A 17,971-nucleotide genomic window follows, 5' to 3' on the forward strand; every position below is an offset into this window, starting at 1 on the left:
CTTAATCAGGAAAGTTCAACCCTATCTCTTTTGCAATCAATTCAAAGGATTTTTTCTTTGCCTCGAAGGAATGTGTAATCGTGGTCAACATAATTTCATTGACGTGAAAACGCTCACTAAGCTCGGCCAGATGCCTGCCAATTGTCTGAGGAGAGCCAATAATTATACGGCGCCGATTATAAATAATCCTTTCCCGTTCATAGATGGAAAAGCTCTGATCTAGAATCTCATCCGGATGAGGCGTCCCTTCCCTCATAATCCCCTGAGCCAGCCAAAGCATGGATAGATCAAGCGAGCCAGCCAAATACTCGGCCTCCTCGTCCGTTTGAGCACATACGGCAAAAACCGTGACCATGCCTTCTGGACGTGACAGTGTTTCAGATGCTTGGAATTGATTCAAATAATGCTGCATATTCTCTTCCGCAAATTCGCTGTTAATAAATAACGCAAAATTATACGGAAGACCTTTATAGGCAGCAAGAGCAGCGCTTGATGAACTGGAGCCCAGCATCCAAAGCTCTGGATGCTCCCCAATGACAGGGGTAGCCGTCAATCCATAATACGGATGAGAATCCGGGAGACGGTCATGCAAATACCAGTATAGTTCATCCACTTGATCGGGAAAACGATCCTTGCTCGGAATTGGACGTCCATCCTGCAAAGCCCTCGTCGCCCTCGGCATGCCGCCGGGCGCTCGTCCCACACCAAGGTCTATTCGCCCAGGCGCAAGCCCAGACAGCACCCGGAAATTCTCTGCAACCTTATAAGCGCTGTAATGCGGAAGCATTACACCGCCTGTTCCAACTCGAATACGCTTTGTCTGTGCAGCTATCCATGCAGCTAAGATCTCAGGAGAGGAGCCTGCAAGCCCCAGGCTGTCATGGTGCTCCGAAACCCAAAAGCGGGAATAGCCTAATTCATCAGCAAGTCTTGCCAGCTCTACTGTATTGCTTAATGCCTTTTCTGTCGGTTCTCCAGCTGCCCGTGGTGATTGATCCAAAACACTGAGCTTTAACATCGGTATAGATAGCCTCCCTTAAGGATTGTTCTTCACCCTGTTCACTTCGACACTTTTCTCATGGCATAGTACATTTTACAATTCCAATAAAAGAAATAGGAGCGAAATCCCCCTTGTTTTAATAATTTATGAACATGTGCTTTGACATCCTTCTGCTTGGCCACTTTTCCATCAGCAAGATAAATGCCCACCAATCCTTGATTCACCATCTTATGAAAATGTTCATCCGGGATCATTTCGATGTCCCGATTGGCCTGTTCTAAAAAAAAGCATAAACGTTCTATCATCTTCTGCTCAGATTCATAATAAAAACAGAAGTTCAAATCATTACCGACCCGGTCTTCTTCTTGGTCAATGAAATAATCGAGCATGATATGAAGTCCTTGTACATAGGGAAAATAAGCATTCCTGACATTCTTCGCGAGACCATCTCGAAATGATGCACGCGCCCCATAGGAGACAAGGCAGAAAATTCCGAGCGTTGAGCCGGCACAAGCGCTGAATTCATACCAGGTCATCCCTTCAGGCAAATGATGTTTATTGTCTTCGAACCAGGCTTGTAGTCTATGTACCCTTTCTTCCCATATAACATGCTTATGTACTTGCAAATCACAATAATACCCGCAAAGTTCGAATAAATACGGCTGAATCTCCTTATAATACGGCAAGGTTTGCATAACCTCCTGGCATGTCTTTACCAGATCGGATAAATATCCGCCGTCATTTTGATCCTCTCGTCGCTCATAATAATTCTTAAGCTCCGCTGTTGGGTTGAGCGCATGCTGCATGGATTCGTGCAACAGAGAAAAATCCTCCGGGTCTAATGAGGTACTGCGGTCACATAAATTATCAAGATAATCACTGATTGTCTGGTAAGCAACAATAAATCGAATTACCTGAGCCCTGTCTTCCCCAGCAATTAAAGCGAGTATTGACCCGCCTTCACAATGAAAGGTCTTATGGGCAATACTCGCCGTCGCCTGGATGCGGAGCTCCTCATTAGGAATTGACTTCGCTCTTTCTTCCCAATAGTCCAATTCACGGTGAACGATTGGAAAGATATCTTTAAAAACCAATTTCGCTAAACCGAATTCAGTTGCAGGCAGCCTCAACATTCTCCATCTCCTTAAATGATATAACCAATATTACGGAGGCGGGCTTCCACAAAGCTCTTGGCGTATTGGAATACGTCCTCCCGCTCTGGTTCATTAAATATCTCATGATACAGCTTTGGCCACTCTTTATAATGCTTCTCAGAGGCAGGGAAATAATTGAACCATTCCCTTACCATATTGCGGTCAACAATTTTGTCATCTCCCGCCTGCATGACCAGTAATGGAATATCCGGAAAATCCTCATCAAAATCAAAGGCATCCTTCATCGCCTTTACCAGTTCACGATACCATCTAATGGACACACTCGTCACATAAAGAGAATCATTTAAGTCAAACTCAATGACTTCCTTATTACGCGTAGCCATGTCAATGGTTATCCCCGTACCTCTCCGATAAGATGGATACACAAGATTCATGACATGGGAAATGGTATCCAGCATCTTAGGCGGATTAATCAATGTTCCGAAGCAAGGGGATGACAGGATAACGCCTGCAAGATTAAATTCTCTCGATTGAAGCATTTTAATCACAACCAAACCACCCATGCTGTGGCCAAGCATAAAGACAGGCAGTCCGAATGTATAGGCTTCATTCACCCACGTCTCTACGGTATCGATATATTCTTCAAACGAATTAATATGGCCGCGGTTTGCTCTTGAAGTCATCCCTTGTCCAGGCAGGTCGCCATTTATAACATGGTATCCAGCTGACAGCCACTTTTGGACAAGCCAAGTGTATCTTCCGGAATGCTCCATTGCCCCATGGACAATGACAATCACCCCGTTAGCCTTCCCCTCGGTTTCCCATTTTTTCATAGATGCACTCCTCCAGTTTGATTATACGTAAATATATTTACACATCATTTTTTTATATGTACACTTTCATTAACTATCTATTTTACAATAGAATACGGAGGTTATGAAATGAAATTATATCAATATAAAGATAAAATCCCTTCCTTACATAAATCAGCCTATATAGCTGACTATGCTGTCATAACCGGTGACGTTACGATTGGCAAGAACTCAAGCATTTGGTTTAATACGGTTATTCGAGGCGATGTCGCCCCCGTCATCATCGGCGACAATGTCAATGTTCAGGACAATTCTGTCCTGCATCAAAGCCCTAATAATCCGTTGATTCTTGAGGATGATGTCACAGTCGGACATCAGTGCATCCTTCATAGCTGCCATGTAAAGAAGAAAGCCTTAATAGGAATGGGCTCCATCATTCTCGATGGCGCTGAAATTGGCGAAGGTGCTTTCATCGGTGCCGGCAGTCTTGTCCCGCAGGGCAAGAAAATCCCGCCAAATACCCTTGCGTTCGGCCGCCCAGCTAAAATAATCCGCCCGTTAACAGACGAGGACATAAAGGATATGGACCGAATCTATCGAGAGTATGCTGAGAAAGGACGTTATTATGCCAGTATACAACCAATCCAACCAAATCAATAACCCAATATAGAATGGGATACATCTTATTGTATACCCATTTTTTATGTTCATTATCATATTAGGTTGTTCCTATTTGTCCTGCCAGAGGAACATGACAAGCTCATTTCTCTACATCCATTTAATGGCCAGCCTGAATAGTTCATATGCTTGTTCTTGTATGTATGGAAAGATAATTACTTAGTACCTATCAATTATTTTACTGTATAAGAATCATTTTGGTTTCATTTTCCATTAAATATTTTTTTGAAAACGTTATCATCCATTCATAAAGAATAGGCATCCGCAACGGAAGCGGATGCCCCAGGATTGTTACATCCCTATTAATGTGTCGTTACTAAATCTTCAGTCATTGTTTGAAAAGAGTACTTTTTTTCGATAAAGATTCCATACCAGATCATGAACACAAGTACTGTCCAAATCTTGCGGCTATTATCGGCCTTTCCTTTTACATGGTCATCAAGCAAACGGAGAATGACATCCTTATGGAATAAATGGTCCGTGTCACTTTCCAGAATAATGTTCACAGCCCAATCATACATCTCATCCTTCAGCCAATGACGAATTGGAACAGGGAAACCTAGTTTCTTTCTTGTGAGTACATGGTCAGGAACAATTCCTTCCACGGCTTTGCGCAGAATGTACTTAGTTGTGCCATGACTTGTCTTCATATCAGATGGAATCTTAGATGCCACCTCAAATACTTCCTTATCAAGGAATGGTACACGCAGCTCAAGGGAATGTGCCATCGTCATCCGATCAGCCTTTAACAAAATGTCCCCTCTGAGCCATGTATGAATATCAATGTATTGCATCTTGCTGACATCCTCATACCCTGCTGCGTCACGATAGAATGGTGCAGTAATGGTCTTATAATCCAACCCGCCATGGTATGGTTTGTACAGCTCTTTCTTTTCATCCTCCACGAACATTTTCGCATTGCCGATATAGCGTTCTTCCATTGGTGTACAGCCACGTTCAATGAAGCTCTTTCCTTTAACCCCTTCAGGAAGAATAGCCGCAATTCGTTTTAAGGAACGGGTTAAGACAGCAGGCATTTTCGTGAATACATCAAGAGATTGCGGTTCGCGGTAAATATTATAACCGCCAAATAATTCATCCGCTCCTTCCCCAGACAGCACGACCTTCACATGCTTTCTCGCTTCCCTTGAAACGAAATAAAGTGGTACACATGCCGGGTCAGCAAGCGGATCATCAGCATGCCACATAATCTTCGGCAGTTCCTGCATATATTCCTCCGGCGAAATGATGTAGCTAATGTTTTCTACGCCCAATTTATCGGCTGTTTCTTTTGCCACATCGATCTCACTGAATCCTTCATGCTCAAAGCCGACAGAGAACGTCTTAATATTTGGATGGAATTTCTTTGCGATAGAAGCAATTATAGAAGAATCAATTCCTCCGGAAAGGAATGAACCGACAGGCACATCTGAGCGCATATGCTTCTGTACACTGTCAATCATTACTTCACGAATCTCCTCTGTCCAATCCTGCTCTGACTTCAGAACTGGTGAAAAGGACGCCTTCCAATATTGACCGATTTCAATTGGTCCCCCGATTGATTTCTTTAGATAATGACCTGGGAGCAGCTTCTTGATGCCATCCGTCATTGTTTCCGGCTCAGGCACGAATTGATAAGTTAAATAATGCTGCAATGCATCCAAATTAACCTCTTCATCACCAGAAGCCAATACGATGCTCTTCTTCTCAGAGGCAAAGAATAATCTGTCTTCTTCCTCTTTATAGAAGAACGGCTTGATTCCAAACGGATCGCGCGCTGCAAAGATGGATTTCTCCTCTTTGTCCCAAATGACGAACCCGAACATCCCGCGCAGCTTCTTAACAGCCGCTTCTCCATAATACGCATATGCACCAAGGATAGCCTCCGTATCAGAATTCGTCTTGAATTCCAATCCTTTAAGGGAAAGCTCCTCTCTTAGCTCCAAATAGTTATAAATTTCACCATTGAAAACGATCCAATACCGTTCATTTTCAAAAGAAAGTGGCTGGTGACCGCTTTCCAGGTCAATAATACTTAAACGGCGGAAGCCTAATTGAATATATTCATCAACATAAAAACCTTCATCATCCGGTCCTCTATGGTAAATAAGATTGTTCATTTCCTTTAAACAATCAGATACGAGAGCATCTTGACATTTATCTAGAACACACCCAACAAAACCGCACATTACGAAAAAAACCTCGCTTTATAATAAATATTTTTTATAATCGCACCAATCTATACTATCAGACTTTTTGCGCAAAATATGTCGAATCCTACGAATTATTTACCGGTATTTTTAGAAAAATATGTAACATTAGTATGTCATTTGTCGCATAAAGACTATTAAAAAAACCTTAGGGCATGTATGCCCTAAGGTTTTTTCATTATATGGAAGCTTGTGTACGAAGTACTTCTGCTTTGTCTGTTTTCTCCCATGGAAGATCCAGGTCATTGCGTCCAAAATGGCCGTAAGCAGCTGTTTGTTTATAAATTGGACGGCGCAGATCAAGCATTTTGATGATACCAGCTGGACGAAGGTCAAAGTTTGCACGGATTAATTCAACCAGCTTATCTTCATCAACCTTGCCAGTTCCAAAAGTATTCACCGCAATGGATACAGGCTGAGCTACTCCAATCGCATAAGCCAATTGAACTTCAGCCTTTTCAGCGAGACCGGCTGCCACGATGTTCTTCGCTACATATCTGGCAGCATAGGCAGCAGAACGGTCTACCTTTGTCGCATCCTTGCCGGAGAAAGCACCACCGCCATGACGCGCATAACCGCCATACGTATCAACGATGATTTTTCGGCCAGTCAATCCAGCATCTCCTTGAGGTCCGCCAATCACGAAGCGGCCTGTTGGATTGATGAAGTATTTTGTCGCTTCATCAATTAAATGAGCCGGAACAACTGACTTGATTACATGCTCTTTTAAATCCGCCTGAATTTGTTCAAGGGTTGTTTCCGGGTCATGCTGAGTTGAAATAACAATTGTATCAACACGAACAGGTTTATCATTCTCATCGTATTCTACAGTTACTTGAGTTTTTCCATCAGGACGAAGATATGGCAGGATTTCCTGCTTACGTACTTCTGTCAATCTTCTTGATAATTGGTGGGCAAGTGAGATTGGAAGAGGCATTAATTCCTCTGTTTCATTGCAGGCAAACCCAAACATCAGGCCTTGGTCACCAGCACCGATTGCTTCGATTTCTTCGTCTGTCATCGTTCCTTCTCGAGATTCAAGCGCCTGGTCTACCCCTTGAGCAATATCTGCTGACTGCTCATCAATGGACGTCAAGACAGCACAGGTCTCTGCATCAAAACCGTACTTCGCTCTTGTATACCCAATTCCTTTAATCGTTTCACGAACGATTTTCGGGATATCCACATAGGTGGAAGTCGTAATTTCTCCTGCAACAAGGACAAGGCCTGTCGTAACAGAAGTCTCACAAGCTACACGCGCATTTGGATCCTGCGCAAGGATTTCATCTAGAATGGAATCTGAAATTTGGTCACAAATCTTATCTGGATGCCCTTCAGTTACAGATTCAGATGTAAACAAATGTCTCTTAGTCGACATAATAAAACTCCTCCTTAAGTACTTATCTATACGGTTACTCATTATCTTTAGTCATGTCCTGAATGCACAAAAAAAGACCTTCCTAAAGAGGAAAGGTCTATATCTCACGAAATTCGCCTTTCACTCTCATCGTTCAAGGCTTCTATTAGCCTTGCATCAAGTTAGCACCTTTGCGTGAACCTAATAGCGGTTCAAACTGCAGGTTGCCCCGGCTTCATAGAGCTTTGTTCCCTCCACCGAGTCTTGATAAGAGTATCCGTTTCAAAGTTAAATCTTAACTTACTATACTATGAACTGTCAATATATGTGCAGGATATATTTGTATGGGTTTCAAAGCCCCTCAACTGTCGCAATTTTATGAATAAATTGATATAATATATTGTGAACAAGTTAACAATATTAGTAATAGGAAATATTAAAAGCCGAATCAATCCTGTATGGCTAAGGAAGTGAGCAGCAGCTAAGGATGTGGAACGGTTGTTTAATATTTTTTATTTATCTAATCGTTAATTAGTATGTTTAATTTATACAAATATGTTATACTATTTTTCATACAAGAGACAAATACATTAATTGGAAGAGGATGATTTCTTATGAGCCATGTTGAAATGTCCAATGAGTTGAAGCAACTGCTATCTAATGAGAATATGCACATCCAGTTATCCGTTCCTCAATTGGTTGAGAAAGTATTAGCACGAAATGAAGGGATTTTGACATCCACTGGTGCCATCAAGGCAGAAACAGGCAAGTATACCGGTCGATCTCCAAAAGATAAATATATTGTCGAGGAAGCTTCCTCAAAGGATAAAATTGACTGGGGAAGCGTAAATAAACCCATCTCGGAGGAAGCATTCGCGAACCTGTATGAGAAGGTCATCAACTACTTGAATAAGCAGGATGAACTTTTCGTCTTTAATGGCTACGCAGGTGCAGATAAAGAATACCGCTTACCTATCCAAGTAATCAATGAATATGCTTGGCATAATCTGTTTGTACATCAGCTGTTCATCCGCCCGACAGCGGAAGAACTAAAAACCCATAGCTCAGAATTCACGATTATTTGTGCGCCTGGATTTAAGGCAGACCCGAAAGTTGACGGTACGAGATCCGAAACCTTCATTATCGTTTCATTCGAGAAGAAAGTCGTCTTAATCGGCGGTACAGAATATGCCGGGGAAATGAAGAAATCCGTCTTTTCCATCATGAACTACTTGCTTCCTGAGAAAGACGTATTCTCCATGCACTGTTCAGCCAATGTTGGACAGGAAGGGGATGTTGCCCTATTCTTTGGTCTTTCCGGTACAGGCAAGACAACCTTATCAGCAGATCCGAGCCGCCGCTTGATTGGTGATGATGAGCACGGCTGGTCTCCAAGCGGTGTCTTTAATATCGAAGGGGGCTGCTATGCAAAGTGCATAAACTTATCTCATGAGAAAGAGCCGCAAATCTTCGATGCCATTCGATTCGGTTCGGTCCTTGAGAATGTAATGGTTGATGATAAGACTCGCATTGCTGACTATGACAATGGTTTCTTAACGGAAAATACACGGGCTGCTTACCCAATCGATGCCATCGACAACATCGTCAAACCAAGTGTGGCTGGGCACCCGACAACCATTATCTTTTTGACAGCTGATGCATTCGGTGTGCTGCCTCCTATCAGCAAGCTGACAAAGGAACAAGCCATGTATCATTTCTTGAGCGGCTACACGAGCAAACTAGCTGGAACAGAACGCGGCATTACTGCACCAGAGGCAACCTTCTCAACCTGCTTCGGTTCACCATTCCTTCCGCTTCAGCCTACACGCTATGCGGAGATGCTTGGCAAGAACATCGAGGAGCATAATGTCCAGGTATACTTGGTCAATACAGGATGGACAGGCGGCGAATATGGCACAGGCAGCCGTATGAAGCTTTCATACACCCGCTTGATGGTACAGGCAGCCCTTGAGGGTGAACTAAGCAATGTTGAAACCGTTCAAGACAGTGTATTCGGCCTACATATCCCGCTTCATGTACCTGGCGTACCCGATGTCGTATTGCAGCCAAATAAAACATGGGCAGATCAAGAGGCCTACTATAAGAAAGCTCATGAGCTTGCTGCCAAGTTCCGTGAGAATTTCTTGTCATTTGATCATATCGACACAAATATCGTCATTAAAGGCGGTCCAATTGCTTAAAGAAATAGCAAAAGCGGAGAAATCAATTATGATTTCTCCACTTTTTTTGTATGTCCACCATTCGATTCTTCTCAACGAGCGGCCACTTCTTCAGCCAGTTCTTTATCGCTATTCTCTTTTCATATAGATCCAGCCGCTCGGCTGTCTCTGCAAAAAACGGAGTCGGCCGTATCTTCATCGCAAGGAGGTCATGCACGCCCCATGGTGCACATAATTGAAGATCTCCATGTTCATCCAGCTTTACGCCGACTGCACTTGCCGTTTCGGGGAATTTAGAGATAGCATCACTAGTTGAAGTATACGGAGGAATCTGATTGACCATATGCATCCTTGCTTCATTCTTGACGGACCACGGCCTGCCCGGCAGGAGCCTCTCTAACTTCCGCTCTAAATCCTTTTCCACTCTCTCATCTGTCTCGCTCTCATCGAAGTAGATAAAGTCTATATCTGGAAGCGGCGTTCTCTTTGTATACCCATGTAAGACATCCCATACCTTTGTACGGACAAAACCGGCACAAATCGACCAATCTGATTTATGCAAAGATTGGGCTGCTTCCAAGGTCTCCATCATCCAACGGTCTTGTTGAATGACTTTAAGGATATCTGCTTCATTCTTCAATCTACATCCCGCCTCTCATTTCATTCACCGCTCTTAAACAATATCTCTTAATATCCGCCAATTCATCTTTATTTACAGGCAATTGAGCTTTCTCACAGAAGGAAACAAAGTCAGTGCAAGCTTTCATAATTTCCGCCTCAAACACCCCTTTCGGAATACGCTCACTTACTATTTCAGTCTGTTCAACAGACAGGACAAAGCCCTCTTCATCTGTTTCATACTGATAATCCAACACCTTTAATTGGCAGTCCTGCTCATTTAGCAGAATAAAGAAATCCGTTGAATAATCCAGAAAAATAATATTTGCCCCTCCATCTTTCTCATAATCCTTGAACCGAATCAAGGTCTCACACGTCGTCAAGAGAGAGGTCGTAGCATAGCTCATACCGCCAAACCGCTCTCCTCGAATCCAGAAAGATATCTCTCCGTCCAAAAAACTATCATCCACTTGTGTCTTCAAATTACGGAGGGCCGCCTCCTTACAGCCTGATTCCAAGATACTTATCAGAGACAGCTGACTAACCGTGTCATCACGGTGAAATTCATAATCATACACAAAAATACCAATCTGAAAATCCATTCTGTCTCCCCCTTTATCGCTAGGAAAATCAAAAAAGGCACACAGTGCATATGCCTTCTGTCTGCCTTTTAGCTTCTTAGTTGCTGGAATTTAAGGAGATAAGCTGATAGGTTATCGTTGTCTTAGCGTTCTCCCATTCTACCTTCTTGATCAATGCTGTTCCTCTTGTGTCTCCTTCAAGCGTTGTCCGAATTTCAATCGGAATATCAATTGGATATAATCGATATCCATCCTTTTGTAATGTGAAGAGATTTTCCTGAACACGCTTCTCATTAGATTTCGTCACAATGAGGGTATTCATCTCCATTGGCATGCCCACATTATTCAACTCCCTCGTTTGATCTACTTATTTACCATCGTACCATTGGAAGCCGTTTCTTTCATCCATTTCGTCAGATCACGCACAATTTGACGGTTTATTTCCGGTGGAAAGTAATGGGTAAATCCGGGAAAATACCATGTTTCCACTTCTTTACCTGCCTCTCTCAACCGCTCCTCAAGCATTACTGCATGCTGAATGGAGACATTCTTATCTTCCTCGCCATGAATAATCAGTACCTTACAAGCGATTCTCTCTATCTCATAGAGAGGCGTACGTGCTTTATAGGCAGCCGGATACTTCATCGGGCTTCCCCCAATGACCCGCTTGAGCATTCTTCGAAGATCAATCCGCTCCTTATAGGTAAGCACCATATCTGATACTCCTCCCCATGTAACAAGGGAGGCAGCCTCCGGACAGCCAATAGCTGCCCAAAGAGCCATAATTCCTCCTCGTGAGAAACCAAATAGGTGAATCCGCTCTGGATTAACCATTGGATGCCTCTTCAATAATTCAAAGCCGGCAATCGCATCAAAGCGGTCCTCCAAAGCAAAATCCTCATCTCCCTCCCCTCCCTGATTCCCTCGGTAAAAGGGAGCGAACACAACAAATCCCTGTGAGGCGAACTGGATGATTCTGCTCGGTCTGACGGTGCCGACATTCTTGATTCCGCCTCGCAGGTATAGAAAACCATCATGTATTCCAGCATCCTTTGGTTCTGCCAACAGTCCTTTCACCGTCAAGCCATTCGAGAGATAGGTCACCATATATAAAGAAATCCTTGGATGCGGGGAAGGGTATCGTGTTTTTTCGACTATTTGTCCAAGCTTAGAGGATGTTTGTTCCACTCTTCCTCACTCCTTTCATTTATAGGCAATCACACATTTTTTCCCGTATACATACAATGCAAGTATTAAACCAACGGCATACATATTGCCCGTTAAGGAGGAATTTCCCTTGAAGAACAAGCTTAAAACCAGCCTATTCTGCTTGTTATCGTTCGTTCTTCTCTTTAGTTTAGCTGCCTGCAAAGACAGCGGGGATGATAAAGAGAAAGCATTGAAACCAGTCCGCGTGGCAGAGGTAACCCGCTCCATTTTCTACGCTCCGCAATATGTCGCCCTTGAGAAAGGCTTCTTTACAAAAGAAGGCCTTAAAGTCGACCTGCAGACAACCTGGGGCGGTGATAAAACCATGACAGCCCTATTATCAGGAGGAGCTGATGTCGCGCTAGTCGGCTCAGAGACATCCATCTATGTGCATGCCCAAGAATCACGAGATCCGGTCATTAATTTTGCCCAGCTTACCCAAACAGACGGCACCTTTCTAATCTCAAGAAAAGAAATCAAGGATTTTAACTGGGATATGCTGAAGGACAGTACCTTCTTAGGCCAGCGAAAAGGCGGGATGCCGCAAATGGTCGGCGAGTTCGTATTGAAGAAGCATGGAATCGACCCACAGAAGGACTTGGATTTAATCCAGAATATCGACTTTGCCAATATCGCGAGTGCCTTCTCATCAGGTACAGGTGAATTCGTCCAGCTATTCGAACCCCAGGCAAGCATGTTCGAGAAAGAAGGCAAAGGGTATATCGTTGCCTCATTCGGCCAAGAATCAGGCCATATTCCTTATACCACCTTCATGGCTAAACAGAGTTATATAAAAGATAACCAAGATACGATTGAAAAATTCACACGGGCCATCTATAAAGCTCAGCAATGGGTGCAAGAAACTGATTCAGCTGAGGTCGCCAAGATTATTTCACCTTATTTCGAGGACACCGATACATCCATCATCACTTTAGCGGTTGAGCGTTATAAGGCGCAGGAATCGTTTGCCCTCGATCCCATCCTTGATAAGGAAGAATGGGCAAATCTTCAGGATATCATGAAGGAAGCTGGAGAAATCGAATCACAAATTGACCACCAAACATTAGTGGATACCTCCTTCGCCGAAGAGGTCTCCAAATAACAAAGGAGAATATAGCACTATGCCTTTACTCCAAATTAAAAATGTCTCACACCTCTATTTATCCAAAAATGAAGCTGCAGCTGCACTTGAAGACATTACGTTAAGCGTCGAGAAGGGAGAATTCATTTCTCTTCTCGGCCCAAGCGGCTGCGGTAAAACTACCTTGCTCTCCATTGTTTCGGGTCTGATGAAGCCTACAGAGGGCTCAGTAACCATCTCAGGCCATAATGTCTTAGAGAGCCGAGAGGATATTGGCTACATGCTTCAGCAGGATTATCTCTTTCCATGGAAGACTATTAAGGAAAATATCCTGATTGGTCCTAAGCTGTTAAAGAAGCTAGACGATGAGCATGAGGCCAGTGCCCTTTCATTACTCGAGCAAATCGGGCTCGGCGATGTGTTAGGGAAATTCCCACGCGAGCTTTCAGGCGGTATGCGGCAGCGGGTCGCACTCGTACGTACACTCGCCACAAATCCGACTCTTTTATTACTCGACGAACCCTTCTCTGCTCTTGACTTCCAAACAAAGCTGAAATTAGAGGACCTGGTCTCATCAACCTTAAAGTCCTTTGGGAAAACAGCGATTCTCGTCACCCATGATATCGGGGAGGCCGTTGCCATGAGCGACCGTATTTTCCTGCTTTCACCCCATCCCGGCAAAATTCATAAGGAATTTATTGTCCCGGAGGAAGTAAGGAATCTCTCCCCATTCACAGCCAGGAATCACCCGGATTACAATGAAGTATTTCAAGCCATCTGGAAGGAGATGGAGCAATATGCCTGATGAACAGAAAGTGCAAGCCCTTCATCGCGGCTATCTCCAGCAATTGAAGAAATCACAGCGCCAAGTATGGGGCTACCAAGGAATACTATTCGTACTCTTCTTTGCTCTATGGGAGACGGCGAGCCGTCTTCTCTGGATTGATCCGCTTCTTTTCTCTGCTCCATCAAAAGTCGTCAAAATGCTGATTGAAAAGATTCAGGATGGGAGTCTGGCTATTCATTCCGGTCTCACCTTATTTGAAACGGTTGTCAGCTTCATTCTCGGCACACTGCTTGGCACGATGCTGGCTGCTGCACTCTGGTGGTCACCGCTTCTCTCCAAGGTTCTGGACCCGTATCTTGTTATCTTTAATGCGATGCCAAAGGTCGCTCTCGGTCCCATTATAATCGTGGCTATGGGCCCGGGTATGACATCTATCATCGCAAACGGGATTATCATCTCTGTGATTATCACAACCATTGTCGTGTATACGAGCTTTAGAGAGATTGATCCGAATTATATAAAGGTGCTGCAAACCTTTAAGGCTGGGCGGGGCCGTATCTTTATGGAAGCTGTCCTCCCCTATTCCCTGCCAGTTATCATATCTACGCTAAAGGTCAATGTCGGCCTTGCCTGGGTCGGCGTCATTGTAGGAGAATTCCTGGTCAGCTCCGAGGGACTCGGATATTTAATCATCTACGGGTTCCAGGTTTTTAATTTCACCCTTGTTCTCATGGCCTTGCTTGTCATCGCGGTCTTTGCCACCGTTATGTATAAATTCGTTGAATTTCTGGAATCAAAGCTTATTCGTGACCAGCATCATTGATTGCAGCTAATCGGTCCAATGCATAGGGAACAACTTTGTCTTTCATGATAAAGCTATAGTCAGAGCTTGTTTGATAATTGTCCGGCAATCGATCAACTAAGAGGGGGCCGTCCGTTTCCATATAGCTTCCTTTATCCTCCAAACGGACAATATCTGCATAGTAAACCGCCTTAATGATGGGCAATGGCTCACTCTCCACTTTATATTCACCAAGAGGGATCATATCTCCCGCGATTCCCCCTGTTTCTTCATTCACTTCACGCACTGCAGCCTGAACAGGGGTTTCGTTTTCTTCAACCTTTCCTCCTGGAAACTCAATTCCTCGCTTTGGATGCTTCGTCAGCAGCCACTTGCCTTGATAGGAACAAATGACTAATACATGGGCTGCCGCTTCCTCGAATAAACCTTGCTTATCATTCCACTGCACTTGATTATCATAATAATCATAAAACCTCTTCATCTCATACCACCTCCTCATCAAGAGTGTTCTTTCCTGCTTTTCCTACATAAAATTATAGCATTCCATCGGGATTCCCCCTTATTCGACGCATCCTTTTACAATATTTCTTGTTTTTCAAGAGTAGACTTATTCATGTTGGGGTAAACAAATACTATATGGATAGAGAAAATAATTGGAAAGGAGTTTAAAGAATGAATTTCATTGATGAACTATACCAGCTGTACCGTGATAAGCTGACCGGGGATGATGAAGACATCGATGTATTGGCGCTTGCCGTTTTAGAGCAATTAGACCGCAATGATGTTCTGCAATTGATTTCAGAGCTTGAGGATCGTGAACTATATAATTTAATGGGGCTTTATTTAACCGATAGCCTGAAGAGGCGCTTTGCGAATGATACATTCGACCAAGACCCTTCAAAATTTCTCCATTGATTGGCATGCATACATAGCCGAACCTTCCTGACTAAAGGAGGTTTTTTTTCGTTGTTCTCAAAAAATGATATACTAGCCTTATCTGCGTCTTTTAGGAGGATAATGAATGGGAATGATGTACATCGTGTTTCTCGTAAGTGCCATTATTATCGTAGCCGTAATCGCTGTTACGGCCATGGTCACCACCAAAGCATATGGATACAAGCATACAATTGATCCCATCGAGAATAACCCTAACATCCAAGAAAAAAGGCCTTCTGAGGAAAAATAAAAAAGGAGGAATCACTCCTCCTTTAAAAATCAGGCAAATACTTGCTTCAATTCTTCCTTTGGTTGTTTGAGCCAGAAATTCATTAATTTCTTTGCGCCCTCAAGATCATGCAATTTAGCCTGACCGCATTGTTTCTCGTTAGCCGCTGGAATCTCGGTAATCTCCACCGCTTCCTTCATCGTTTTATCAAGGACATCAATGATTTCCTCAACCGTCGGCTCCCCGCTCACCACAAGATAAAACCCGGTCTGGCATCCCATTGGCGAGATATCGATAATATCGAAATGCGTGTAATCCTCCGCATACTTACGGATATTAAAGGCAAGCAAATGTTCTAATGTATGAATCGCATCCGGCTTCATCGCCTGCTTATTTGGCTGGCAGAAACGAATATCAAACTTATTGACAACACCGTCGCTCCCTACCTTATGAACACCGCAATGACGTACATAGGGGGCTTTTACCGCATTATGGTCCAATTCAAAGCTTTCTACAGATGGCATATGATGATGACCTCCTTTTTTACTCCTTTCATTCTACCTCTTCCCTGACTATATTTCATCTCTAAAATTTGATGTTTCAAGCAAAAAACTTTATCATATGGTGGAACAAATCAAAAAATGAAAGAAGTTATTAAACATGAAAAAGATTCTTTTGAAGATCATTCATTTTTACCGAGTCGGCATCTCCCCCCTGAAACCGCCAAGCTGCCGTTTCTACCCAACCTGCTCCACTTATGGACTGGAGGCAATAGAACGTTTTGGCGCATTGAAAGGAACTTGGCTGACGATTAAACGGATATCAAAATGTCATCCATTCCATCCAGGCGGATTTGACCCCGTCCCTGAGAAAAAAACAAAGGATGATAAAAACACTTGATTTATCAAAAAAACCACTGTATGATAGCCATATGTCAAATCGAAATCGTTTCGATTTATTTTTATGCCATTTAAATCGTAATCAGTACGATTAAGATAAAAAGGAGGCTATAGCTTTGCGTAAGCTAACATTTGTATTTGCACTAATCCTTACAGTATCCGTCTTCTTAGCTGGCTGCGGTTCATCCTCATCCGAAACTAAAAAAGACGATTCTGCATTAACAATCTACACCACCGTTTACCCGCTCCAATATTTTACTGAGCAGATTGGCGGCGAATATGTGAATGTCAGCTCTATCTATCCAGCCGGAGTAGATGAGCATACCTTTGAACCGACTCAAAAGGACATCATTAATATCGCAGAAGCTGACCTATTCTATTATATCGGCTATAACCTCGAGGGCTTTGTCACAAGCGCCGAGAAAACCTTAAAGAACGAAGATGTAGAGATGGTTGCCATTGGCGAGGATGTTCATATCGAGGAGGAGGGCCATGACCACGAGGAAGAGGGCCATGACCACGAGGAAGAAGCAGATGATGGACACGATCATGGCTCCGTAGACCCGCACCTTTGGATAGACCCGGTCTATGCAAAGGAAATGGCGGAACTAATCAAGGATTCCCTTTCTGAGAAGCTCCCAGAGCAAAGTGGTGTATTCGAAGAAAACTATCAGACTTTAGCCAAGAAACTGGACAATTTGAATGAAGAATTTGCTGCAGCTACTACAAACGCCAAGCACTCAGAATTCTTGGTTTCCCATGCAGCATTTGGTTATTGGGCAGAGCGATACGGCCTTGATCAAATCAGTGTCTCTGGTATTTCCACATCAGAGGAGCCAAGCCAAAAATCCTTGCAAAATCTTGTGGATACAGCTGAAGATCATGATTTAACCTATATTCTCGTCGAGCAGAATGTCAGCAGCAAATTGACAGATGTCATCAAAAATGAGGCTGATTTGACATCTCTCCCGATTCATAATTTAGCTACACTGACACAGGATGATCTCAATGACAATCGTGATTATTTCTCTATCATGGAAGATAACCTCAAGTCATTAAAAACAGCTTTAAATTAAACAGAAGCGGAAGCTAGGTGCTTCCGCTTTTTTGATGTTTTGTCCAGTTTTTTCTGCTCATAAAACTTCTCTCCGGCCGCATCCTAATGCCAAAGGAGGAGATTGATGATGCCAAATGGAGTCAAATGTTCCGTGGATTCATGCCATTTTTGGAAGGCAGGCAATAAATGCGCAGCCGAAAAGATTCAAGTGAATACCTATTCCGAGGAGCGTGCTTATAAAAGCGGCGATACCGGTTGTAAGACATTCCGTCCATCAAATGATATCCTTTAAATTCAAGGGGCTTCTTTCAGAGAGGCCTCTTTTTATAATGAAAACAGGACATTTTAACTAGTATTAAGACAAGGAAGATTATATAATAAATTCAAAATATATACTTTTTCAAAAAGGGAGAAGTTGCG

At 43.3% G+C, this 17,971-nt stretch carries 21 protein-coding genes and 1 riboswitch; of the genes, 10 read left to right on the forward strand and 11 right to left on the reverse strand.

Annotated features, from left to right (window positions below; translation table 11 throughout):
* Window position 1: 1 nt before the first annotated feature.
* The 3 genes from ACY8DX_RS17400 to ACY8DX_RS17410 are packed head-to-tail and all read right to left on the reverse strand — an operon-like array spanning window position 2 to window position 2,948.
* Entirely contained in the window at window positions 2–1,018 is a 1,017-nt protein-coding gene (locus ACY8DX_RS17400; RefSeq protein ID WP_462405692.1) for an LLM class flavin-dependent oxidoreductase, read from the reverse strand.
* A 41-nt stretch (window positions 1,019–1,059) separates the two neighbouring features.
* On the reverse strand, window positions 1,060–2,130 hold the full coding sequence (locus ACY8DX_RS17405; RefSeq protein WP_462406971.1) for a tetraprenyl-beta-curcumene synthase family protein: 1,071 nt from the start codon (window positions 2,128–2,130) through the stop codon (window positions 1,060–1,062).
* Window positions 2,131–2,144: 14 nt separating this feature from the next.
* A complete protein-coding gene (locus ACY8DX_RS17410; RefSeq protein ID WP_049669808.1) occupies window positions 2,145–2,948 on the reverse strand; it encodes an alpha/beta hydrolase in 804 nt (267 codons plus the stop codon).
* A 108-nt stretch (window positions 2,949–3,056) separates the two neighbouring features.
* Between ACY8DX_RS17410 and ACY8DX_RS17415 the strand changes: the two genes are divergently transcribed.
* Window positions 3,057–3,587, forward strand: coding sequence for a gamma carbonic anhydrase (locus ACY8DX_RS17415; protein WP_049669807.1), 531 nt, complete (start codon window positions 3,057–3,059; stop codon window positions 3,585–3,587).
* Between the two features lie 320 nt (window positions 3,588–3,907).
* On the opposite strand, the gene asnB is transcribed toward ACY8DX_RS17415, so the two are convergent.
* Together asnB and metK are read right to left on the reverse strand one after the other, a co-directional pair.
* On the reverse strand, window positions 3,908–5,794 hold the full coding sequence (gene asnB / locus ACY8DX_RS17420) for an asparagine synthase (glutamine-hydrolyzing) (protein WP_462405693.1): 1,887 nt from the start codon (window positions 5,792–5,794) through the stop codon (window positions 3,908–3,910).
* 199 nt (window positions 5,795–5,993) lie between these two features.
* Window positions 5,994–7,193 carry a methionine adenosyltransferase gene (gene metK / locus ACY8DX_RS17425; protein WP_462405694.1) on the reverse strand — a complete coding sequence of 400 codons (1,200 nt, stop codon included), beginning with the start codon at window positions 7,191–7,193 and terminating at the stop codon, window positions 5,994–5,996.
* A 123-nt stretch (window positions 7,194–7,316) separates the two neighbouring features.
* A riboswitch (SAM riboswitch) is annotated at window positions 7,317–7,446 on the reverse strand.
* A gap of 355 nt (window positions 7,447–7,801) precedes the next feature.
* Here metK and pckA point away from each other — a divergent pair.
* Window positions 7,802–9,373, forward strand: a complete 1,572-nt coding sequence (gene pckA / locus ACY8DX_RS17430; RefSeq protein ID WP_462406972.1) for a phosphoenolpyruvate carboxykinase (ATP) — start codon at window positions 7,802–7,804, stop codon at window positions 9,371–9,373.
* Between the two features lie 22 nt (window positions 9,374–9,395).
* On the opposite strand, the gene ACY8DX_RS17435 is transcribed toward pckA, so the two are convergent.
* The 4 genes from ACY8DX_RS17435 to ACY8DX_RS17450 form a co-directional block, all read right to left on the reverse strand.
* Window positions 9,396–9,944, reverse strand: a complete 549-nt coding sequence (locus ACY8DX_RS17435) for a nucleotidyltransferase family protein (RefSeq protein ID WP_462406973.1) — start codon at window positions 9,942–9,944, stop codon at window positions 9,396–9,398.
* 49 nt (window positions 9,945–9,993) lie between these two features.
* The gene (locus tag ACY8DX_RS17440; RefSeq protein WP_049669803.1) at window positions 9,994–10,572 is read right to left on the reverse strand and encodes a hypothetical protein; all 579 of its coding nucleotides are present in this window, start codon (window positions 10,570–10,572) and stop codon (window positions 9,994–9,996) included.
* Between the two features lie 76 nt (window positions 10,573–10,648).
* Window positions 10,649–10,891, reverse strand: a complete 243-nt coding sequence (locus ACY8DX_RS17445; RefSeq protein WP_049669802.1) for a DUF2584 domain-containing protein — start codon at window positions 10,889–10,891, stop codon at window positions 10,649–10,651.
* 23 nt (window positions 10,892–10,914) lie between these two features.
* Window positions 10,915–11,658: an alpha/beta hydrolase family protein gene (locus tag ACY8DX_RS17450; RefSeq protein WP_082197236.1), complete on the reverse strand. Its 744-nt coding sequence runs from the start codon at window positions 11,656–11,658 to the stop codon at window positions 10,915–10,917.
* 190 nt (window positions 11,659–11,848) lie between these two features.
* Here ACY8DX_RS17450 and ACY8DX_RS17455 point away from each other — a divergent pair, with 190 nt between their 5' ends.
* The 3 genes from ACY8DX_RS17455 to ACY8DX_RS17465 are packed head-to-tail and all read left to right on the forward strand — an operon-like array spanning window position 11,849 to window position 14,451.
* The gene (locus ACY8DX_RS17455; RefSeq protein WP_439803184.1) at window positions 11,849–12,862 is read left to right on the forward strand and encodes an ABC transporter substrate-binding protein; all 1,014 of its coding nucleotides are present in this window, start codon (window positions 11,849–11,851) and stop codon (window positions 12,860–12,862) included.
* A gap of 19 nt (window positions 12,863–12,881) precedes the next feature.
* The gene (locus ACY8DX_RS17460; protein WP_049669799.1) at window positions 12,882–13,646 is read left to right on the forward strand and encodes an ABC transporter ATP-binding protein; all 765 of its coding nucleotides are present in this window, start codon (window positions 12,882–12,884) and stop codon (window positions 13,644–13,646) included.
* Window positions 13,639–14,451, forward strand: a complete 813-nt coding sequence (locus ACY8DX_RS17465; RefSeq protein WP_049669798.1) for an ABC transporter permease — start codon at window positions 13,639–13,641, stop codon at window positions 14,449–14,451. The genes ACY8DX_RS17460 and ACY8DX_RS17465 overlap by 8 nt, the downstream gene beginning before the upstream one ends.
* Here ACY8DX_RS17465 and ytkD read toward each other — a convergent pair.
* Entirely contained in the window at window positions 14,429–14,911 is a 483-nt protein-coding gene (gene ytkD / locus ACY8DX_RS17470; protein ID WP_462405695.1) for an RNA deprotection pyrophosphohydrolase, read from the reverse strand. The genes ACY8DX_RS17465 and ytkD overlap by 23 nt on opposite strands.
* A gap of 191 nt (window positions 14,912–15,102) precedes the next feature.
* On the opposite strand from ytkD, the gene ACY8DX_RS17475 reads away from it, so the two are divergent.
* Both ACY8DX_RS17475 and ytzI read left to right on the forward strand, forming a co-directional pair.
* Window positions 15,103–15,345 (forward strand): DUF6154 family protein, encoded by a 243-nt coding sequence (locus ACY8DX_RS17475; protein WP_439803183.1) that lies wholly within the window; start codon window positions 15,103–15,105, stop codon window positions 15,343–15,345.
* A gap of 106 nt (window positions 15,346–15,451) precedes the next feature.
* Window positions 15,452–15,616, forward strand: coding sequence for a YtzI protein (ytzI, locus tag ACY8DX_RS17480; protein WP_231589472.1), 165 nt, complete (start codon window positions 15,452–15,454; stop codon window positions 15,614–15,616).
* Window positions 15,617–15,645: 29 nt separating this feature from the next.
* On the opposite strand, the gene ACY8DX_RS17485 is transcribed toward ytzI, so the two are convergent.
* Window positions 15,646–16,119: an S-ribosylhomocysteine lyase gene (locus tag ACY8DX_RS17485; RefSeq protein WP_462405696.1), complete on the reverse strand. Its 474-nt coding sequence runs from the start codon at window positions 16,117–16,119 to the stop codon at window positions 15,646–15,648.
* Window positions 16,120–16,255: 136 nt separating this feature from the next.
* On the opposite strand from ACY8DX_RS17485, the gene yidD reads away from it, so the two are divergent.
* The 3 genes from yidD to ACY8DX_RS17500 all read left to right on the forward strand — a co-directional run bounded on the left by yidD (window position 16,256) and on the right by ACY8DX_RS17500 (window position 17,843).
* Window positions 16,256–16,495: a membrane protein insertion efficiency factor YidD gene (yidD, locus tag ACY8DX_RS17490; protein WP_049669794.1), complete on the forward strand. Its 240-nt coding sequence runs from the start codon at window positions 16,256–16,258 to the stop codon at window positions 16,493–16,495.
* A gap of 115 nt (window positions 16,496–16,610) precedes the next feature.
* Entirely contained in the window at window positions 16,611–17,570 is a 960-nt protein-coding gene (locus tag ACY8DX_RS17495) for a metal ABC transporter solute-binding protein, Zn/Mn family (protein ID WP_462405697.1), read from the forward strand.
* Between the two features lie 105 nt (window positions 17,571–17,675).
* Complete coding sequence (locus ACY8DX_RS17500; protein WP_231589471.1) at window positions 17,676–17,843, forward strand: DUF1540 domain-containing protein; 168 nt, start codon at window positions 17,676–17,678, stop codon at window positions 17,841–17,843.
* The last annotated feature ends 128 nt before the right edge of the window (window positions 17,844–17,971 follow it).

The organism is Gracilibacillus sp. Marseille-QA3620 (genome assembly GCF_054950035.1).

Excerpts from the sequence above, each read along its gene's own strand:
- ACY8DX_RS17475 (WP_439803183.1), top strand. The coding sequence starts at position 15,103 with ATGAATTTCATTGATGAACTATACCAGCTGTACCGTGATAAGCTGACC.
- ACY8DX_RS17485 (WP_462405696.1), bottom strand. The coding sequence starts at position 16,119 with ATGCCATCTGTAGAAAGCTTTGAATTGGACCATAATGCGGTAAAAGCC.
- pckA (WP_462406972.1), top strand. The coding sequence starts at position 7,802 with ATGTCCAATGAGTTGAAGCAACTGCTATCTAATGAGAATATGCACATC.
- ACY8DX_RS17400 (WP_462405692.1), bottom strand. The coding sequence starts at position 1,018 with ATGTTAAAGCTCAGTGTTTTGGATCAATCACCACGGGCAGCTGGAGAA.
- ACY8DX_RS17450 (WP_082197236.1), bottom strand. The coding sequence starts at position 11,658 with ATGGTGACCTATCTCTCGAATGGCTTGACGGTGAAAGGACTGTTGGCA.
- ACY8DX_RS17435 (WP_462406973.1), bottom strand. The coding sequence starts at position 9,944 with ATGATGGAGACCTTGGAAGCAGCCCAATCTTTGCATAAATCAGATTGG.
- yidD (WP_049669794.1), top strand. The coding sequence starts at position 16,256 with ATGAAAAAGATTCTTTTGAAGATCATTCATTTTTACCGAGTCGGCATC.
- metK (WP_462405694.1), bottom strand. The coding sequence starts at position 7,193 with ATGTCGACTAAGAGACATTTGTTTACATCTGAATCTGTAACTGAAGGG.
- ACY8DX_RS17415 (WP_049669807.1), top strand. The coding sequence starts at position 3,057 with ATGAAATTATATCAATATAAAGATAAAATCCCTTCCTTACATAAATCA.
- asnB (WP_462405693.1), bottom strand. The coding sequence starts at position 5,794 with ATGTGCGGTTTTGTTGGGTGTGTTCTAGATAAATGTCAAGATGCTCTC.
- ACY8DX_RS17465 (WP_049669798.1), top strand. The coding sequence starts at position 13,639 with ATGCCTGATGAACAGAAAGTGCAAGCCCTTCATCGCGGCTATCTCCAG.
- ytzI (WP_231589472.1), top strand. The coding sequence starts at position 15,452 with ATGGGAATGATGTACATCGTGTTTCTCGTAAGTGCCATTATTATCGTA.
- ACY8DX_RS17460 (WP_049669799.1), top strand. The coding sequence starts at position 12,882 with ATGCCTTTACTCCAAATTAAAAATGTCTCACACCTCTATTTATCCAAA.
- ACY8DX_RS17440 (WP_049669803.1), bottom strand. The coding sequence starts at position 10,572 with ATGGATTTTCAGATTGGTATTTTTGTGTATGATTATGAATTTCACCGT.
- ACY8DX_RS17500 (WP_231589471.1), top strand. The coding sequence starts at position 17,676 with ATGATGCCAAATGGAGTCAAATGTTCCGTGGATTCATGCCATTTTTGG.
- ACY8DX_RS17410 (WP_049669808.1), bottom strand. The coding sequence starts at position 2,948 with ATGAAAAAATGGGAAACCGAGGGGAAGGCTAACGGGGTGATTGTCATT.
- ytkD (WP_462405695.1), bottom strand. The coding sequence starts at position 14,911 with ATGAAGAGGTTTTATGATTATTATGATAATCAAGTGCAGTGGAATGAT.